We start from the raw sequence: 14245 nt of genomic DNA, 5'->3' as shown, positions 1-14245 counted from the left end.
AGACCGCCGCCTACGGCCACTTCGGCCGCGAGCTGCCCGACTTCACCTGGGAGCGCACCGACCGCGTCGCGGAGGGCGGCGACGCGGTCGGTGCGCTCCCAGGTGAAGTCGGGCAGCTCGCGGCCGAAGTGGCCGTAGGCGGCGGTCTGGGCGTAGATGGGCCGCAGCAGGTCGAGGTCGCGGATGATCGCGGCCGGGCGCAGGTCGAAGACGACCGAGATGGCCTTCTCGATGACGTGCTGGGCGACGGCGGCGGTGCCGAAGGTCTCCACGAACAGGCCGACCGGCTCGGCCTTGCCGATGGCGTAGGCGACCTGGACCTCGCAGCGCGAGGCGAGCCCCGCGGCGACGACGTTCTTGGCGACCCAGCGCATGGCGTAGGCGGCCGAACGGTCCACCTTGGACGGGTCCTTGCCGGAGAACGCGCCGCCGCCGTGGCGGGACATGCCGCCGTAGGTGTCGATGATGATCTTGCGGCCGGTCAGTCCGGCGTCGCCCATCGGACCGCCGATCTCGAACCGCCCGGTGGGGTTGACCAGCAGCCGGTGGCCCTCGGTCTCCAGCTCGATGCCGTCCTCGGCGAGCGCGGCGAGGACGTGCTCCACGACGTGGCGGCGGATGTCCGGCGCGAGCAGTCCGTCCAGATCGATGCCGCTCGCGTGCTGGGTGGAGACCACGACGGTGTCCAGCCGCACCGGGCGGCTGCCCTGGTACTCGATGGTGACCTGCGTCTTGCCGTCGGGACGGAGGTAGGGGACGGTGCCGTCCTTGCGGACCTCGGTGAGCCGGGCGGACAGCCGGTGCGCCAGGTCGATGGGCAGCGGCATCAGGGTCGGCGTCTCGTCCGAGGCGTAGCCGAACATCAGGCCCTGGTCGCCGGCGCCCTGCTCGTCCAGCGCGTCCGCGGTGCCGGAGACCCGCATCTCGTACGCCGTGTCGACGCCCTGCGCGATGTCCGGGGACTGCGCGCCGATGGAGACCGACACCCCGCAGGACGCGCCGTCGAAGCCCTTGGCGGAGGAGTCGTAGCCGATGCGCAGGATCGTCTCGCGGACGAGGGTGGCGATGTCGGCGTACGCGGAGGTGGTGACCTCGCCGGCTATGTGCACCTGGCCGGTGGTGATCAGGGTCTCCACGGCGACGCGGGAGGTGGGGTCGGCCGCCAGCAGCGCGTCGAGGATGGTGTCGCTGATCTGGTCAGCGATCTTGTCGGGGTGACCTTCGGTCACGGACTCCGAGGTGAACAGGCGACGGGACACAACGCTCCCTGTGTTTGCAGCGGCTGCTGGCTGGTGGTTTGCGGACCGGCAGGGGGCTGCGGCCCCTCGTCGATCCGAGGACAGTTTATCGGGCACTGCTCGCGTTCGGACCAGGTGTCTCGCACCGTGGGAGACGGATTGGTCACGCGACGGGACCACCTCCGACTCCGTACGGCCCTATTGATACGCCGGAATGACCGCCTTGGTCACGCGGACGGACCGGATCCGGGCCTATTCGGCCACATTCATACGCCGGAATGCCCACAGGCGGACGCATTCCGGCACCCGACCGGACCACCCGGCTTTCACGCAGTGTTCACCGGCGGCCCGGCCGGGGCCGCGCCGGACGGGGCGCCGCCGGCCGGTCCGGCCAGCCGGGCGGCGACCAGGTCCCAGACCGTGTCGGCCAGGTCCTCCTTCGGCCCGTGCGGGACGGCGGTCTCGGTGCCGTCGGCGCCCAGCACCACGGCCTCGTTCAGCGCCGAGCCGAAGGTCCGGCTCTCCCCCACCTCGTTGACCACGAGCAGGTCGCAGCCCTTGCGGCGGAGCTTGGCGCGGCCGTTGGCCAGCACGTCGTCGGTCTCGGCGGCGAACCCGACGACCACCTGCCCGGGCCGGGCCCGGTCGGCGGAGACCTCCGCGAGGACGTCGGGGTTGCGGACCAGCGCGACCGGCGCGGGCTCCTCGCCGTCCCGCTTCTTGATCTTGCCGGTGGCGTACGAGGCGGGGCGGAAGTCGGCCACGGCGGCGGCCATCACCACCGCGTCGGCGTCGGCGGCGGCCTTCAGCACGGCCTCCCGCAACTGCACCGCGGTGCCGACGCGGACCAGGTCCACGCCGGCCGGGTCGGGCAGGTCGGTGTTGGCCGCGACCAGCGTGACCCGGGCCCCCCGGGCGGCGGCGGTGGCGGCCAGGGCGTACCCCTGCCGGCCGGAGGAGCGGTTGCCCAGGTAGCGGACCGGGTCCAGCGGCTCCCGGGTGCCGCCCGCGCTGACCACCACATGGCGGCCGGCCAGGTCGGGGGCGGCCGGGCCCCGGGCGAGCACCCGGCGGCAGACGGCGAGGATCGCGTCCGGGTCGGGCAGCCGGCCCTTTCCGGAGTCGGCGCCGGTCAGCCGGCCGACGGCGGGCTCGATGACGACCGCGCCCCGCCGGCGCAGGGTGGCGACGTTCTCCCGGGTGGCCGGGTGCTCCCACATCTCGGTGTGCATGGCGGGCGCGAAGACCACCGGGCAGCGGGCGGTCAGCAGGGTGTTGGTCAGCAGGTCGTCGGCGAGCCCGTGGGCGGCCTTGGCCAGCAGGTCGGCGGTCGCGGGGGCGACCACGACCAGGTCGGCGCCCTGCCCGATCCGCACATGCGGCACCTCGTGGACGTCGGACCAGACCTCGGTGGACACCGGGTGGCCGGAGAGCGCCGCCCAGGTCGGGGCACCGACGAAGTGCAGGGCCGACGCGGTCGGCACCACCCGGGTGTCGTGACCGGACTCGGTCAGCCGCCGCAGCAGCTCGCACGCCTTGTAGGCGGCGATGCCGCCGCTCACCCCGAGGACGACCTTCGGCTTGTCCACTCGCGCCTCCCGGCTGCTCTCGCTGACGGGTGCCACGGCCCGTCCGTCGGTGCCATTGCACACCACAGGCCCGGGGACGGGTCCACCGGGCCTGGGGTGACGCTGCTCTCGGCGCCTTACTGGGCCGGGCCCTCGATGGCCTCGGAGGTCAGCAGACCCGCGTTGATCTCGCGCAGGGCGATCGAGAGGGGCTTCTCGTGGACGTGCGTGTCCACCAGCGGACCGACGTACTCCAGCAGGCCCTCGCCGAGCTGCGAGTAGTAGGCGTTGATCTGACGGGCGCGCTTGGCCGCGTAGATCACGAGGCTGTACTTGGAGTCGGTCGCCTCGAGCAGCTCGTCGATCGGGGGGTTGATGATGCCCTCGGGCGCGGTGATGGAAGAGGACACGCTCTACCTTCCGATAAGGGGATGGGGATCTCCCGGTCTGCGGATCTCCGGACCTGCGGATCTGTGGATCTGCGGGTCCGGGCCTTCGCGGAGCTTCCGATCCGCGGAGGGAGACCAGCGAGGAGATCAGGAAAGATTCAGACAACTTCCATCAAGGCTAGCAGCTCACGCGCCACGTCCTCGACGGAGGTGTTGACCAGGGTGGTGTCGAACTCGGCCTCGGCGACCAGCTCGGTCTTGGCCGCCTCCAGGCGGCGCTCGATGACCTCGGGGGACTCGGTGCCCCGGCCGGTGAGCCGGCGGACCAGCTCGTCCCAGCTCGGCGGCGCGAGGAAGACGAGCTGCGCGTCGGGCATCGACTCGCGGACCAGCCGGGCGCCCTGGAGGTCGATCTCCAGCAGCACCGGCTCGCCGGCCTCCAGTCGCTCCAGCACCGCGCGGCGCGGGGTGCCGTAGCGGTTGCCGGCGAACTCCGCCCACTCCAGCAGCTCGCCGTTGGCGACGAGCTTGTCGAACTCGTCGTCGCCGACGAAGAAGTACTGGACCCCGTCGCGCTCACCTGGCCGCGGTCCGCGGGTGGTGGCCGACACCGAGAGCCAGACCTCGGGGTGGACCTTGCGCATGTGGGCGACCACCGTGCTCTTGCCGACCCCGGAGGGGCCGGACAGCACGGTCAGCCGCGGACGTGGGTCCGGGGATACCGGGGCGTCTCCCAGCGGAGCGTGGGGGTGGGTGTCCCCCGGGGTTGTTGCAGCCATGGGGCGATTATTCCAGGTTCACCCGGGCGCCCGGGCCGCAGGTCCGAACCGGTCGGAACCCGTCCCCGCGAGGACGGATTCCGACCAGGGCCGACCTCAGGCGCCGGCGCCGCCGAACTCGCGCTCCAGGGAGGCGATCTGGTTGGACCCGAGCCCGCGCACCCGGCGGCTCTCGGAGATCCCCAGGCGCTCCATGATCTGCTTGGCGCGGACCTTGCCCACGCCGGGGAGGGACTCCAGCAGGGCGGAGACCTTCATCTTGCCGATGACCTCGTTCTCCTGGCCCTGCTTGATGACCTCGTGGAGGGAGGCGCCGGAGTGCTTGAGTCGATTCTTGACCTCGGCCCGCTCCCGGCGAGCCGCGGCGGCCTTTTCGAGCGCGGCTGCGCGCTGTTCAGGGGTAAGGGGCGGAAGAGCCACGCCTACGTCACCTCGGATGTCGAACTGTCGGATACGGACCGGTGAGGAACCTGTTCGCCCCTCACCAGGGGAGCTGCGAGCAACGGCGTGCTCGCGGTCTCTGCGTCGGAGACTAGCGGCCAAGGCCGCCGGAGTCAGCGAGAACGAACGAAAAGTCCTGGTCAGGATCGGCCTACCCCGACATTGGCGACATATTGAACCGGTTTTCGCTCGGTTTCCGCCGTAGGTCGCCGGCTGGGGCTCGCCGCGCGACACACGGAAGGCGTACCGGCGACCGCTGCGGGTACGCGCACGGTCGCCGCCCGTGGTCAGCCGCGTGCCGAGCGGGGCTCTGTGCTGCCCGGACGTGGTCCGGCGCACCCGCCGCGGCGGCTCAGCCCCCGACGGCCGCCCGCACCTCGTCCGCGTACCGCTCGGCCGCCGCGCGCAGGGCGGCGGCGTCCGGACCGTGCCGCAGGACCCCGCGGCTGACGCTGGGCACCACGTCGCGCACCGCCGGGCCGAAGACGGCCGGCAGGTCGGCGGGGGTCGCGCCCTGCGCGCCGATGCCGGGGGCGAGCAGCGGGCCGCCGGTGGCCAGGTCGAAGGAGGACAGGTCGCCCAGGGTCGCGCCCACCACCGCGCCGAACGAGCCGAGCGGGCTGCCGGCGGCCCGCTCGGCGGCGTTCTCCGCGGCGAGGTGGGCGAGCATGGCGGCGCCCAGGGTGCGGCCGTCGGCGGCGGTCGCGCGCTGGACCTCGGCGCCCTCCGGGTTGGAGGTGAGGGCGAGCACGAACAGCCCGCAGCCGCTGGCCCGGGCCAGCTCGACGGCCGGCGCCAGCGAGCCGTAGCCGAGATACGGGGAGACGGTCAGCGCGTCGGAGAAGAGCGGGGCTCCGGGGCGCAGGTAGGTGTCGGCGTAGGCGGCCATGGTGGAGCCGATGTCGCCGCGCTTGGCGTCCATGACGACGAGCGCGCCGGCCGCGCGCAGGTCGGCGGTGGCGTCCTCCAGGACGGCCAGGCCCCGGGAGCCGAAGCGCTCGAAGAAGGCGCTCTGCGGCTTGAAGACGGCGACCCGGTCGGCCAGGGCGTCCACCACGGTGCGGGTGAAGGAGGTCAGCCCGGCGATGTCGTCGGCAAGGCCCCAGGCGTCGAGCAGGGAGGCGTGCGGGTCGATGCCGACGCAGAGCGGGCCGCGGGCGTCCATGGCCCGGCGGAGCCGGGCGCCGAAGGGGGCGGGGGTGGCGGGGGCGGTCATGCGGCGGCCTTCCGGGTGTCGGCGCCGACGGCCTCGGCGAGGGTGGCGTACGGGGAGGCCGCGAGGCGTGCGGCGAGGCCCTTGTGGACGGCGCGGGCGTAGGCGGGGCCCTCGTAGACGAAGGCGCTGTAGCCCTGGACGAGGGTGGCGCCGGCGAGGATGCGCTGCCAGGCGTCCTCGGCGTTCTCGACGCCGCCGACGCCGATCAGGACGAGCCGGTCGCCGACCCGGGCGTAGAGCCGGCGCAGCACCTCCAGCGAGCGGTCCTTGAGCGGGGCGCCGGAGAGGCCGCCGGTCTCGCTGGTGAGGTAGGCGGGGGACTTCAGCCCGTCGCGGGTGATGGTGGTGTTGGTGGCGATGATGCCGTCCAGGCCGAGTTCGGCGGCGAGGTCGGCGACGGCGTCCACGTCCTCGTCGGCGAGGTCGGGGGCGATCTTGACCAGCAGCGGGACGCGCCGGTCGGTGACGGTGCGGTCGGCGGCCTCGCGGACGGCGGTGAGCAGGGGGCGCAGCGCCTCGGTGGCCTGGAGGTTGCGCAGGCCGGGGGTGTTGGGCGAGGAGACGTTGACGACCAGGTAGTCGGCGTGCCGGGCGAGGCGTTCGGTGGACTTGACGTAGTCGGCGGCGGCCTCGGCCTCCGGGACGGTCTTGGTCTTGCCGATGTTGACGCCGACGACCGTCCGGAAGACGGGGGTGCGGGTGCGCAGCCGCTCGGCGACGGCGGCGGAGCCGTCGTTGTTGAAGCCCATGCGATTGATCAGGGCGCGGTCGGAGACGAGCCGGAAGAGGCGCTTCTTCGGGTTGCCGGGCTGGGCCTCGCCGGTGACGGTGCCGATCTCGACGTGGTCGAAGCCGAGCATGGCCATGCCGTCGACGGCGACGGCGTTCTTGTCGAAGCCGGCCGCGAGGCCGAAGGGCCCGTGCATGCGCAGGCCGAGCGCTTCGGTGCGCAGCTCCTCGTAGCGGGGCGCGAGGGCGGCGGCGGCGAAGGTGCGCAGGACGGGGATCCGGGCGGCGAGGCGGATCCAGCGGAAGGCCAGGTGGTGGGCGGCCTCGGGGTCCATCCGGGTGAAGACGAGGTGGAAGAAGAGCTTGTACATGGGTCCTCGGGGTCCGTGCGGCGGGTCGGTCATACGAAGGGGGACACCGGTTCTTCGGTGTCCCCCTTCGTGCGGGCGGTGCTAGTCGCGGGCCGCGGTGAGGTGTTCGGCGTGCTCCTGGAGGGAGCGGACGCCGACGCCTCCGTGGCCGAGGGCCTCGATGCCCTGGACGGCCGCGGCGAGCGCCTGGACCGTGGTGAGGCACGGGACGGAGCGGGCGACCGCGGCGGTGCGGATGTCGTAGCCGTCGAGCCGGCCGCCGGTCCCGTAGGGGGTGTTGACGATGAGGTCGACCTCGCCGTCGTGGATGAGCTGGACGATGGTCCGCTCGCCGTCGGGGCCGGGGCCCTCGGACTGCTTGCGCACCACGGTGGCGTTGATGCCGTTGCGCTTGAGGACCTCGGCGGTGCCGGAGGTGGCCATCAGCTCGAAGCCGTGGGCGACCAGCTCGCGGGCCGGGAAGATCATCGAGCGCTTGTCGCGGTTGGCGACGGAGATGAACGCGCGGCCCTTGGTGGGCAGGGGGCCGTAGGCGCCGGCCTGCGACTTGGCGTAGGCGGTGCCGAAGACGGCGTCGATGCCCATGACCTCGCCGGTGGAGCGCATCTCCGGGCCGAGGATGGTGTCCACGCCGCGCCCGTAGACGTCGCGGAAGCGGGTCCACGGCATCACGGCCTCCTTGACGGAGATCGGCGCGTCCAGGGGCAGGGTGCCGCCGTCGCCGTTCTTCGGCAGCAGGCCCTCGTCGCGCAGCTCGGCGATGGTGGCGCCGAGCGAGATGCGGGCGGCGGCCTTGGCCAGCGGCACGGCGGTGGCCTTGGAGGTGAAGGGCACGGTCCGGGAGGCGCGCGGGTTGGCCTCCAGGACGTAGAGGATGTCCCCGGCCATGGCGAACTGGATGTTGATCAGCCCGCGGACGCCGACGCCCTTGGCGATGGCCTCGGTGGAGGCGCGCAGCCGCTTGATGTCGAAGCCGCCCAGGGTGATCGGGGGCAGCGCGCAGGCGGAGTCGCCAGAGTGGATGCCGGCTTCCTCGATGTGCTCCATGACGCCGCCGAGGTACAGCTCGTGGCCGTCGTAGAGCGCGTCGACGTCGATCTCTATGGCGTCGTCGAGGAAGCGGTCGACCAGGACGGGGCGGTCGTGGCTGATCTCGGTGGACTCGGCGATGTACGCCTCCAGCCGGGTCTCGTCGTAGACGATCTCCATGCCGCGGCCGCCGAGCACGTAGGAGGGGCGGACCAGGACCGGGTAGCCGATCTCGTCGGCGATGGCCTTGGCCCCGTCGAAGGTGGTGGCGGTGCCGTGCTTGGGGGCGGGCAGTCCGGCCTCGGCGAGCACGCGGCCGAAGGCGCCGCGGTCCTCGGCGGCGTGGATGGCCTCGGGGGAGGTGCCGACGACGGGCACGCCGTTGTCCTTGAGGGCCTGGGCGAGGCCGAGCGGGGTCTGTCCGCCCAGCTGGACGACGACGCCGGCGATGGGGCCGGCCTGCGCCTCGGCGTGCACGATCTCCAGTACGTCCTCCAGGGTGAGCGGCTCGAAGTAGAGCCGGTCGGAGGTGTCGTAGTCGGTGGAGACGGTCTCCGGGTTGCAGTTGACCATGACGGTCTCGTAGCCGGCGTCGTGCAGCGCGAAGGAGGCGTGGACGCAGGAGTAGTCGAACTCGATGCCCTGGCCGATGCGGTTGGGCCCGGAGCCGAGGATGATCACGGCGGGCTTCTCGCGCTCGGCGACCTCGGTCTCCTCGTCGTACGAGGAGTAGAAGTACGGGGTCTTGGCGGCGAACTCGGCGGCGCAGGTGTCGACGGTCTTGTAGACCGGGCGGACGCCGAGGGCCTGGCGGACCTCGCGGACGACGTCCTCGCGCAGGCCGCGGATGTCGGCGATCTGGGCGTCGGAGAAGCCGTGCCGCTTGGCCTCGGCGAGCAGCTCGGGGTGGAGGCGCTCGGCGGCGGCCAGCTCGTCGGCGATCTCCTTGATCAGGAAGAGCTGGTCGACGAACCAGGGGTCGATCTTCGTGGCGTCGAAGACCTCCTCGGGGGTGGCGCCCGCCCGGATGGCCCGCATCACGGTGTTGATGCGCCCGTCGGTGGGGCGGACCGCCTCGCGCAGCAGCTCGGCCTTGTCGCCGGGGTCGCCGGTGAAGGCGAACTGGCTGCCCTTCTTCTCCAGCGAGCGCAGCGCCTTCTGGAGGGCCTCGGTGAAGTTGCGGCCGATGGCCATGGCCTCGCCGACCGACTTCATGGTGGTGGTGAGGGTTGAGTCGGCCTGCGGGAACTTCTCGAAGGCGAAGCGCGGGGCCTTGACCACGACGTAGTCGAGGGTCGGCTCGAAGGAGGCCGGGGTCTTCTCGGTGATGTCGTTGGGGATCTCGTCCAGCGTGTAGCCGACGGCCAGCCGGGCGGCGATCTTGGCGATCGGGAAGCCGGTGGCCTTGGAGGCGAGCGCGGAGGAGCGGGAGACCCGGGGGTTCATCTCGATGACGATGATCCGGCCGTCTTCGGGATCGATCGCGAACTGGATGTTGCAGCCGCCGGTGTCGACGCCGACCTCGCGGATGATCGCGATGCCGATGTCGCGCAGCCGCTGGTACTCGCGGTCGGTGAGGGTCATCGCCGGGGCGACGGTGATGGAGTCGCCGGTGTGCACGCCCATCGGGTCGAAGTTCTCGATGGAGCAGACGACCACGACGTTGTCGTGCTTGTCGCGCATCAGCTCCAGCTCGTACTCCTTCCAGCCGAGGATGGACTCCTCCAGGAGCACCTCGGTGGTCGGGGAGAGCGTGAGGCCCTGGCCGGCGATGCGGCGCAGCTCCTCCTCGTCGTGGGCGAAGCCGGAGCCGGCGCCGCCCATGGTGAAGGAGGGGCGGACGACGACGGGGTAGCCGCCGAGGGTGTCGACGCCCTTGAGGACGTCGTCCATGGTGTGGCAGATGACCGAGCGGGCGGACTCGCCGTGCCCGATCTTCTCGCGTACGGCCTCCACGACGCCCTTGAACAGGTCGCGGTCCTCGCCCTTGTGGATGGCCTCGACGTTCGCGCCGATCAGCTCGACGCCGTACTTCTCCAGGACGCCCTGCTCGTGCATGGAGATGGCGGTGTTGAGCGCGGTCTGGCCGCCCAGGGTGGGCAGCAGGGCGTCCGGGCGCTCCTTGGCGATGATCTTCTCGACGAACTCGGGGGTGATCGGCTCGACGTAGGTGGCGTCGGCGATCTCCGGGTCGGTCATGATCGTGGCCGGGTTGGAGTTGACCAGGATGACCCGCAGGCCCTCGGCCTTGAGCACCCGGCACGCCTGGGTGCCGGAGTAGTCGAACTCGGCGGCCTGGCCGATGACGATCGGACCGGAGCCGATGACCAGGACGGACTGGATGTCGGTGCGCTTAGGCACGCTCGGCCTCCATCAGGGCGGTGAAGCGGTCGAAGAGGTACGCGGCGTCGTGCGGGCCGGCGGCGGCCTCGGGGTGGTACTGGACGCTGAAGGCCGGCCGGTCCAGCAGGCGCAGGCCCTCCACGACGTTGTCGTTGAGGCAGACGTGGGAGACCTCGGCGCGGCCGTAGGGGGTCTCGGACACGGTGTCCAGGGGCGCGTCGACGGCGAAGCCGTGGTTGTGCGCGGTGACCTCGACCTTGCCGGTGGTGCGGTCCTGCACCGGCTGGTTGATGCCCCGGTGGCCGTACTTCAGCTTGTAGGTGCCGAAGCCCAGCGCGCGGCCGAGGATCTGGTTGCCGAAGCAGATGCCGAACAGCGGGGTGCCGCGCTCCAGCACGGCCCGCATCACGGACACCGGGCCGTCGGCGGTGGCCGGGTCGCCGGGCCCGTTGGAGAAGAACACGCCGTCGGGGGCGACCGCGTAGACGTCCTCGGCGGTGGCGGTGGCGGGCAGCACGTGCACCTCGATGCCGCGCTCGGCCATCCGGTGCGGGGTCATGCCCTTGATGCCCAGGTCCACGGCGGCCACGGTGAACTTCTTCGCACCGATCGCGGGGACGACGTAGGCCTCCTTGGTGGCGACCTCGGCCGACAGGTCGGCGCCCTTCATCTGCGGGGCGTCCTTGACCCGGGCCAGCAGCTCGGCCTCGTCGGCCAGCGTCTCGCCGGAGAAGATGCCGACCCGCATCGCGCCGCGCTCGCGCAGGTGGCGGGTGAGCGCGCGGGTGTCGACGCCGGAGATGCCGACGACGCCCTGGGCGGCCAGCTCCTCGTCCAGGGTGCGGCGCGAGCGCCAGGAGGAGGTGACCCGGGCGGGGTCGCGGACCACGTAGCCGGAGACCCAGATCCGGCCCGACTCGGGGTCCTCGTCGTTGACGCCGGTGTTGCCCACGTGCGGGGCGGTCATGACGACGACCTGGCGGTGGTACGAGGGGTCGGTCAGCGTCTCCTGGTAGCCGGTCATCCCGGTGGAGAACACGGCCTCGCCGAAGGTCTCCCCCACGGCCCCGTAGGCGCGGCCGCGGAAGATGCGGCCGTCCTCCAGGACGAGTACGGCGGGAGCCTTGGCAGCTCCCCGGGTGAGGGCGGTCGTCATCGTGCGGCGCCTTCCTTGGTAGCGGTGATGTCGTTCAGCGGGAGGAGGCCGAGGGCCTCGACCCAGGCGGTGTGCTCGGCGGCGGTGTCGGAGCGGAAGCCGGAGTCCAGCAGCCTGCCGCCGTGCTCCCAGGTGACGACCAGCAGGCCGCCCTCGGCGAGCACCTTGCCGGCGATCCCCTTGTCCAGCCGCGCGCCGCGCACCTGGGCGGCGGGGACGAAGAAGTCCCGGTCCCCGGGGCGTACGACGGACAGGCCGGCGTCGGTGAGCGTCAGCTCCACGCGGCTGCGGGTACCCAGTCCGCGGGCGACGATCCGGTCCAGCCACTGCCCGGCGGTGGTGGAGCCGTGGTAGCGGCCGGTCATCGTGAGCCGGGGCGCGCCGGGCGCGTCCGGGATCTCCGGCAGCTCAGGCAGGTCCGACTGGAGGCTGCCGCGCCACTTCCAGCCCTGGCGCATCAGCCAGTAGACCAGGGCGACGAAGAGCAGCAGTCCGGCGACCCAGCCGATCCGGGAGGCCCAGTCGGTCACCTCCGCCGACTTCGGCTCGGCGGCCAGCGCGGCCAGCGCGGGGGTGTTGTCGATCAGTGCAGGTGTCACGCCAGCTTCCCGTCCATGAGCGTCGCCCGGCCCCGCAGGAAGGTGTGGGTGACGCGCCCCGGCAGCTCGCGGCCCTCGTAGGGGGTGTTGCGGCTGCGGGAGGCGAAGCCCGCGGGGTCCACGGTCCCACGGTATGCCGGATCGACCAGGGTGAGGTTGGCGGGCTCACCAGCCGAGACGGGCCGTCCGTGGCCGGCGGCGCGGCCGATGCGGGCCGGCGCGAAGGACATCCGGTCGGCGACGCCGGCCCAGTCGAGCAGCCCGGTCTCCACCATGGTCTGCTGGACGACGGACAGCGCGGTCTCCAGCCCGACCATGCCCATGGCGGCGGCGGCCCACTCGCAGTCCTTGTCCTCGTGCGGGTGCGGGGCGTGGTCGGTGGCCACGATGTCGATGGTGCCGTCCGCGAGCGCCCGGCGCAGCGCGAGGACGTCCCGCTCGGTGCGCAGCGGCGGGTTGACCTTGTAGACCGGGTCGTAGCTGCGGACCAGCTCGTCGGTGAGCAGCAGGTGGTGCGGGGTGACCTCGGCGGTGACGTCGATGCCGCGGGACTTGGCCCAGCGGACGATCTCGACGGAGCCGGCGGTGGAGAGGTGGCAGACGTGCAGCCGGGAGCCGACGTGCTCGGCGAGCAGCACGTCCCGGGCGATGATCGACTCCTCGGCGACGGCGGGCCAGCCGCCGAGGCCCAGCTCGGCGGAGACGGTGCCCTCGTTCATCTGGGCGCCTTCGGTGAGCCGGGGCTCCTGGGCGTGCTGGGCGACGACGCCGCCGAAGGCCTTCACGTACTCCAGGGCGCGCCGCATGATGACCGCGTCGTCCACGCACTTGCCGTCGTCGGAGAAGACGGTGACGCCCGCGGCGGAGTCGTGCATGGCGCCCAGCTCGGCGAGCTTGCGGCCCTCCAGGCCGACGGTGACGGCGCCGATGGGCTGCACGTCGCAGTAGCCGTGGTCGCGGCCGAGCCGGTAGACCTGCTCGACCACGCCGGCGGTGTCGGCGACGGGGAAGGTGTTGGCCATGGCGAACACCGAGGTGTAGCCGCCGGTGGCGGCGGCCCGGGTGCCGGTGAGGACGGTCTCGGAGTCCTCACGGCCGGGCTCGCGCAGGTGGGTGTGCAGGTCGACCAGGCCGGGCAGCAGGACCTGCCCGCCGGCCTGGATCACGGTGGCGTCGCCGGCGGGCAGGTCCGTGCCGACGGCGGCGATGGTCTCGCCGTCGACGAGGACGTCCTGGACGTCGCCGCCGAGCACCTGCGCACCGCGGATCAGGGTCTTGCTCATCGTTCGTGCTCTCCTCGGTACGAAGGGGGTCAGACAGCGGGCTCGGTGCCGCCGAGCAGCAGGTACAGGACGGCCATGCGGATGGAGACGCCGTTGGCGACCTGTTCGACGACCGTGCAGCGCGGGGAGTCGGCGACGTCGGCGGTGATCTCCATGCCTCGGACCATGGGCCCGGGGTGCATCACGATGGCGTGCTCGGGGAGCCGGGCCATCCGGTCGCCGTCCAGGCCGTAGCGGCGGGAGTACTCGCGCTCGGTGGGGAAGAAGGCGGCGTTCATCCGCTCGGCCTGGACGCGCAGCATCATCACCGCGTCGCACGCGGCGAGCGCGGAGTCGAGGTCGTAGGAGACCTCGCAGGGCCAGGTCTCGACGCCGACCGGCAGCAGGGTGGGCGGGGCGACCAGCACCACGTCCGCGCCGAGGGTGTGCAGCAGGTCGACGTTGGAGCGGGCGACCCGGCTGTGCAGGATGTCGCCGACGATGACGACCCGCTTGCCGGCCAGGTCCCGGCCCAGCCCGGCGTCCGGGCCGATGAGGCGGCGGCGCAGGGTGAAGGCGTCGAGCAGGGCCTGGGTGGGGTGCTGGTGGGTGCCGTCGCCGGCGTTGACGACGGCGGCGTCGATCCAGCCGGAGGTGGCGAGCCGGTAGGGCGCGCCGGAGGCCCCGTGCCGGATGACGACGGCGTCCACGCCCATCGCCTCCAGGGTCTGCGCGGTGTCCTTCAGGGACTCGCCCTTGGAGACCGAGGAGCCCTTGGCGGCGAAGTTGATGACGTCGGCGGACAGCCGCTTCTCGGCGGCCTCGAAGGAGATCCGGGTGCGGGTGGAGTCCTCGAAGAAGAGGTTGACGACCGTCCGGCCGCGCAGGGTGGGCAGCTTCTTGATCGGCCGGTCGGCGACCCGGGCCATCTCCTCGGCGGTGTCGAGGATGAGCACGGCGTCGTCGCGGGAGAGGTCTGCGGCCGAGATCAGGTGGCGCAACATCGGGGGCTGTCTCCAGGTCTCGCGGAAGGTCTCGCGGAGGGTGTCGCTCAGGCGTGCGGGCGCACGGGGGGGGCGGTGCGCCGCGCCGGGAGACCCGTACGCACGGGAGGGGTACGGGCGG

Annotated in this window: 12 protein-coding genes; all 12 read right to left on the bottom strand. The window is 72.5% G+C overall.

Annotated elements, in window-relative coordinates; genetic code table 11:
* Positions 1-1259 (bottom strand): methionine adenosyltransferase (metK, locus tag C6N75_RS09155; RefSeq protein ID WP_105868362.1); only part of this gene is annotated, 1259 nt, incomplete at its 3' end.
* Between the two features lie 305 nt (positions 1260-1564).
* Positions 1565-2827, bottom strand: coding sequence for a bifunctional phosphopantothenoylcysteine decarboxylase/phosphopantothenate--cysteine ligase CoaBC (gene coaBC, locus C6N75_RS09150; RefSeq protein WP_105868361.1), 1263 nt, complete (start codon positions 2825-2827; stop codon positions 1565-1567).
* A 116-nt stretch (positions 2828-2943) separates the two neighbouring features.
* Positions 2944-3216, bottom strand: a complete 273-nt coding sequence (rpoZ, locus tag C6N75_RS09145; RefSeq protein ID WP_005319902.1) for a DNA-directed RNA polymerase subunit omega — start codon at positions 3214-3216, stop codon at positions 2944-2946.
* Between the two features lie 137 nt (positions 3217-3353).
* A complete protein-coding gene (gmk, locus tag C6N75_RS09140) occupies positions 3354-3974 on the bottom strand; it encodes a guanylate kinase (protein WP_105868360.1) in 621 nt (206 codons plus the stop codon).
* A 96-nt stretch (positions 3975-4070) separates the two neighbouring features.
* Positions 4071-4394 carry an integration host factor gene (locus tag C6N75_RS09135; RefSeq protein WP_105868359.1) on the bottom strand — a complete coding sequence of 108 codons (324 nt, stop codon included), beginning with the start codon at positions 4392-4394 and terminating at the stop codon, positions 4071-4073.
* A gap of 373 nt (positions 4395-4767) precedes the next feature.
* Positions 4768-5631, bottom strand: coding sequence for an orotidine-5'-phosphate decarboxylase (gene pyrF / locus C6N75_RS09130; protein ID WP_105868358.1), 864 nt, complete (start codon positions 5629-5631; stop codon positions 4768-4770).
* Complete coding sequence (locus C6N75_RS09125; RefSeq protein ID WP_105868357.1) at positions 5628-6731, bottom strand: quinone-dependent dihydroorotate dehydrogenase; 1104 nt, start codon at positions 6729-6731, stop codon at positions 5628-5630. The genes pyrF and C6N75_RS09125 overlap by 4 nt, the downstream gene beginning before the upstream one ends.
* 81 nt (positions 6732-6812) lie before the next feature.
* Positions 6813-10121, bottom strand: coding sequence for a carbamoyl-phosphate synthase large subunit (gene carB, locus C6N75_RS09120; RefSeq protein WP_105868356.1), 3309 nt, complete (start codon positions 10119-10121; stop codon positions 6813-6815).
* Positions 10114-11259: a glutamine-hydrolyzing carbamoyl-phosphate synthase small subunit gene (gene carA / locus C6N75_RS09115; protein WP_105868355.1), complete on the bottom strand. Its 1146-nt coding sequence runs from the start codon at positions 11257-11259 to the stop codon at positions 10114-10116. The genes carB and carA overlap by 8 nt, the downstream gene beginning before the upstream one ends.
* Positions 11256-11858, bottom strand: a complete 603-nt coding sequence (locus tag C6N75_RS09110) for a PH-like domain-containing protein (protein WP_256107447.1) — start codon at positions 11856-11858, stop codon at positions 11256-11258. Before C6N75_RS09110 ends, carA begins: the two co-directional genes overlap by 4 nt.
* A complete protein-coding gene (locus C6N75_RS09105) occupies positions 11855-13141 on the bottom strand; it encodes a dihydroorotase (protein WP_105868354.1) in 1287 nt (428 codons plus the stop codon). Before C6N75_RS09105 ends, C6N75_RS09110 begins: the two co-directional genes overlap by 4 nt.
* Positions 13142-13170: 29 nt before the next feature.
* A complete protein-coding gene (locus C6N75_RS09100; protein WP_105868353.1) occupies positions 13171-14124 on the bottom strand; it encodes an aspartate carbamoyltransferase catalytic subunit in 954 nt (317 codons plus the stop codon).
* Between the last annotated feature and the right edge of the window lie 121 nt (positions 14125-14245).

This window comes from Streptomyces solincola, assembly GCF_002982015.1.
In the GTDB taxonomy this organism is placed as follows: Bacteria; Actinomycetota; Actinomycetes; order Streptomycetales; family Streptomycetaceae; genus Streptomyces; species Streptomyces solincola.
The sequence above is the reverse complement of the archived record's forward strand: the minus strand, read 5'-3'. Positions and strand labels throughout refer to the sequence as shown.

Bases quoted from the DNA above. Each gene is read 5' to 3' on its own strand.
- gmk (WP_105868360.1), bottom strand. From the start codon at position 3,974: ATGGCTGCAACAACCCCGGGGGACACCCACCCCCACGCTCCGCTGGGA.
- pyrF (WP_105868358.1), bottom strand. From the start codon at position 5,631: ATGACCGCCCCCGCCACCCCCGCCCCCTTCGGCGCCCGGCTCCGCCGG.
- C6N75_RS09125 (WP_105868357.1), bottom strand. From the start codon at position 6,731: ATGTACAAGCTCTTCTTCCACCTCGTCTTCACCCGGATGGACCCCGAG.
- carA (WP_105868355.1), bottom strand. From the start codon at position 11,259: ATGACGACCGCCCTCACCCGGGGAGCTGCCAAGGCTCCCGCCGTACTC.
- C6N75_RS09105 (WP_105868354.1), bottom strand. From the start codon at position 13,141: ATGAGCAAGACCCTGATCCGCGGTGCGCAGGTGCTCGGCGGCGACGTC.
- C6N75_RS09100 (WP_105868353.1), bottom strand. From the start codon at position 14,124: ATGTTGCGCCACCTGATCTCGGCCGCAGACCTCTCCCGCGACGACGCC.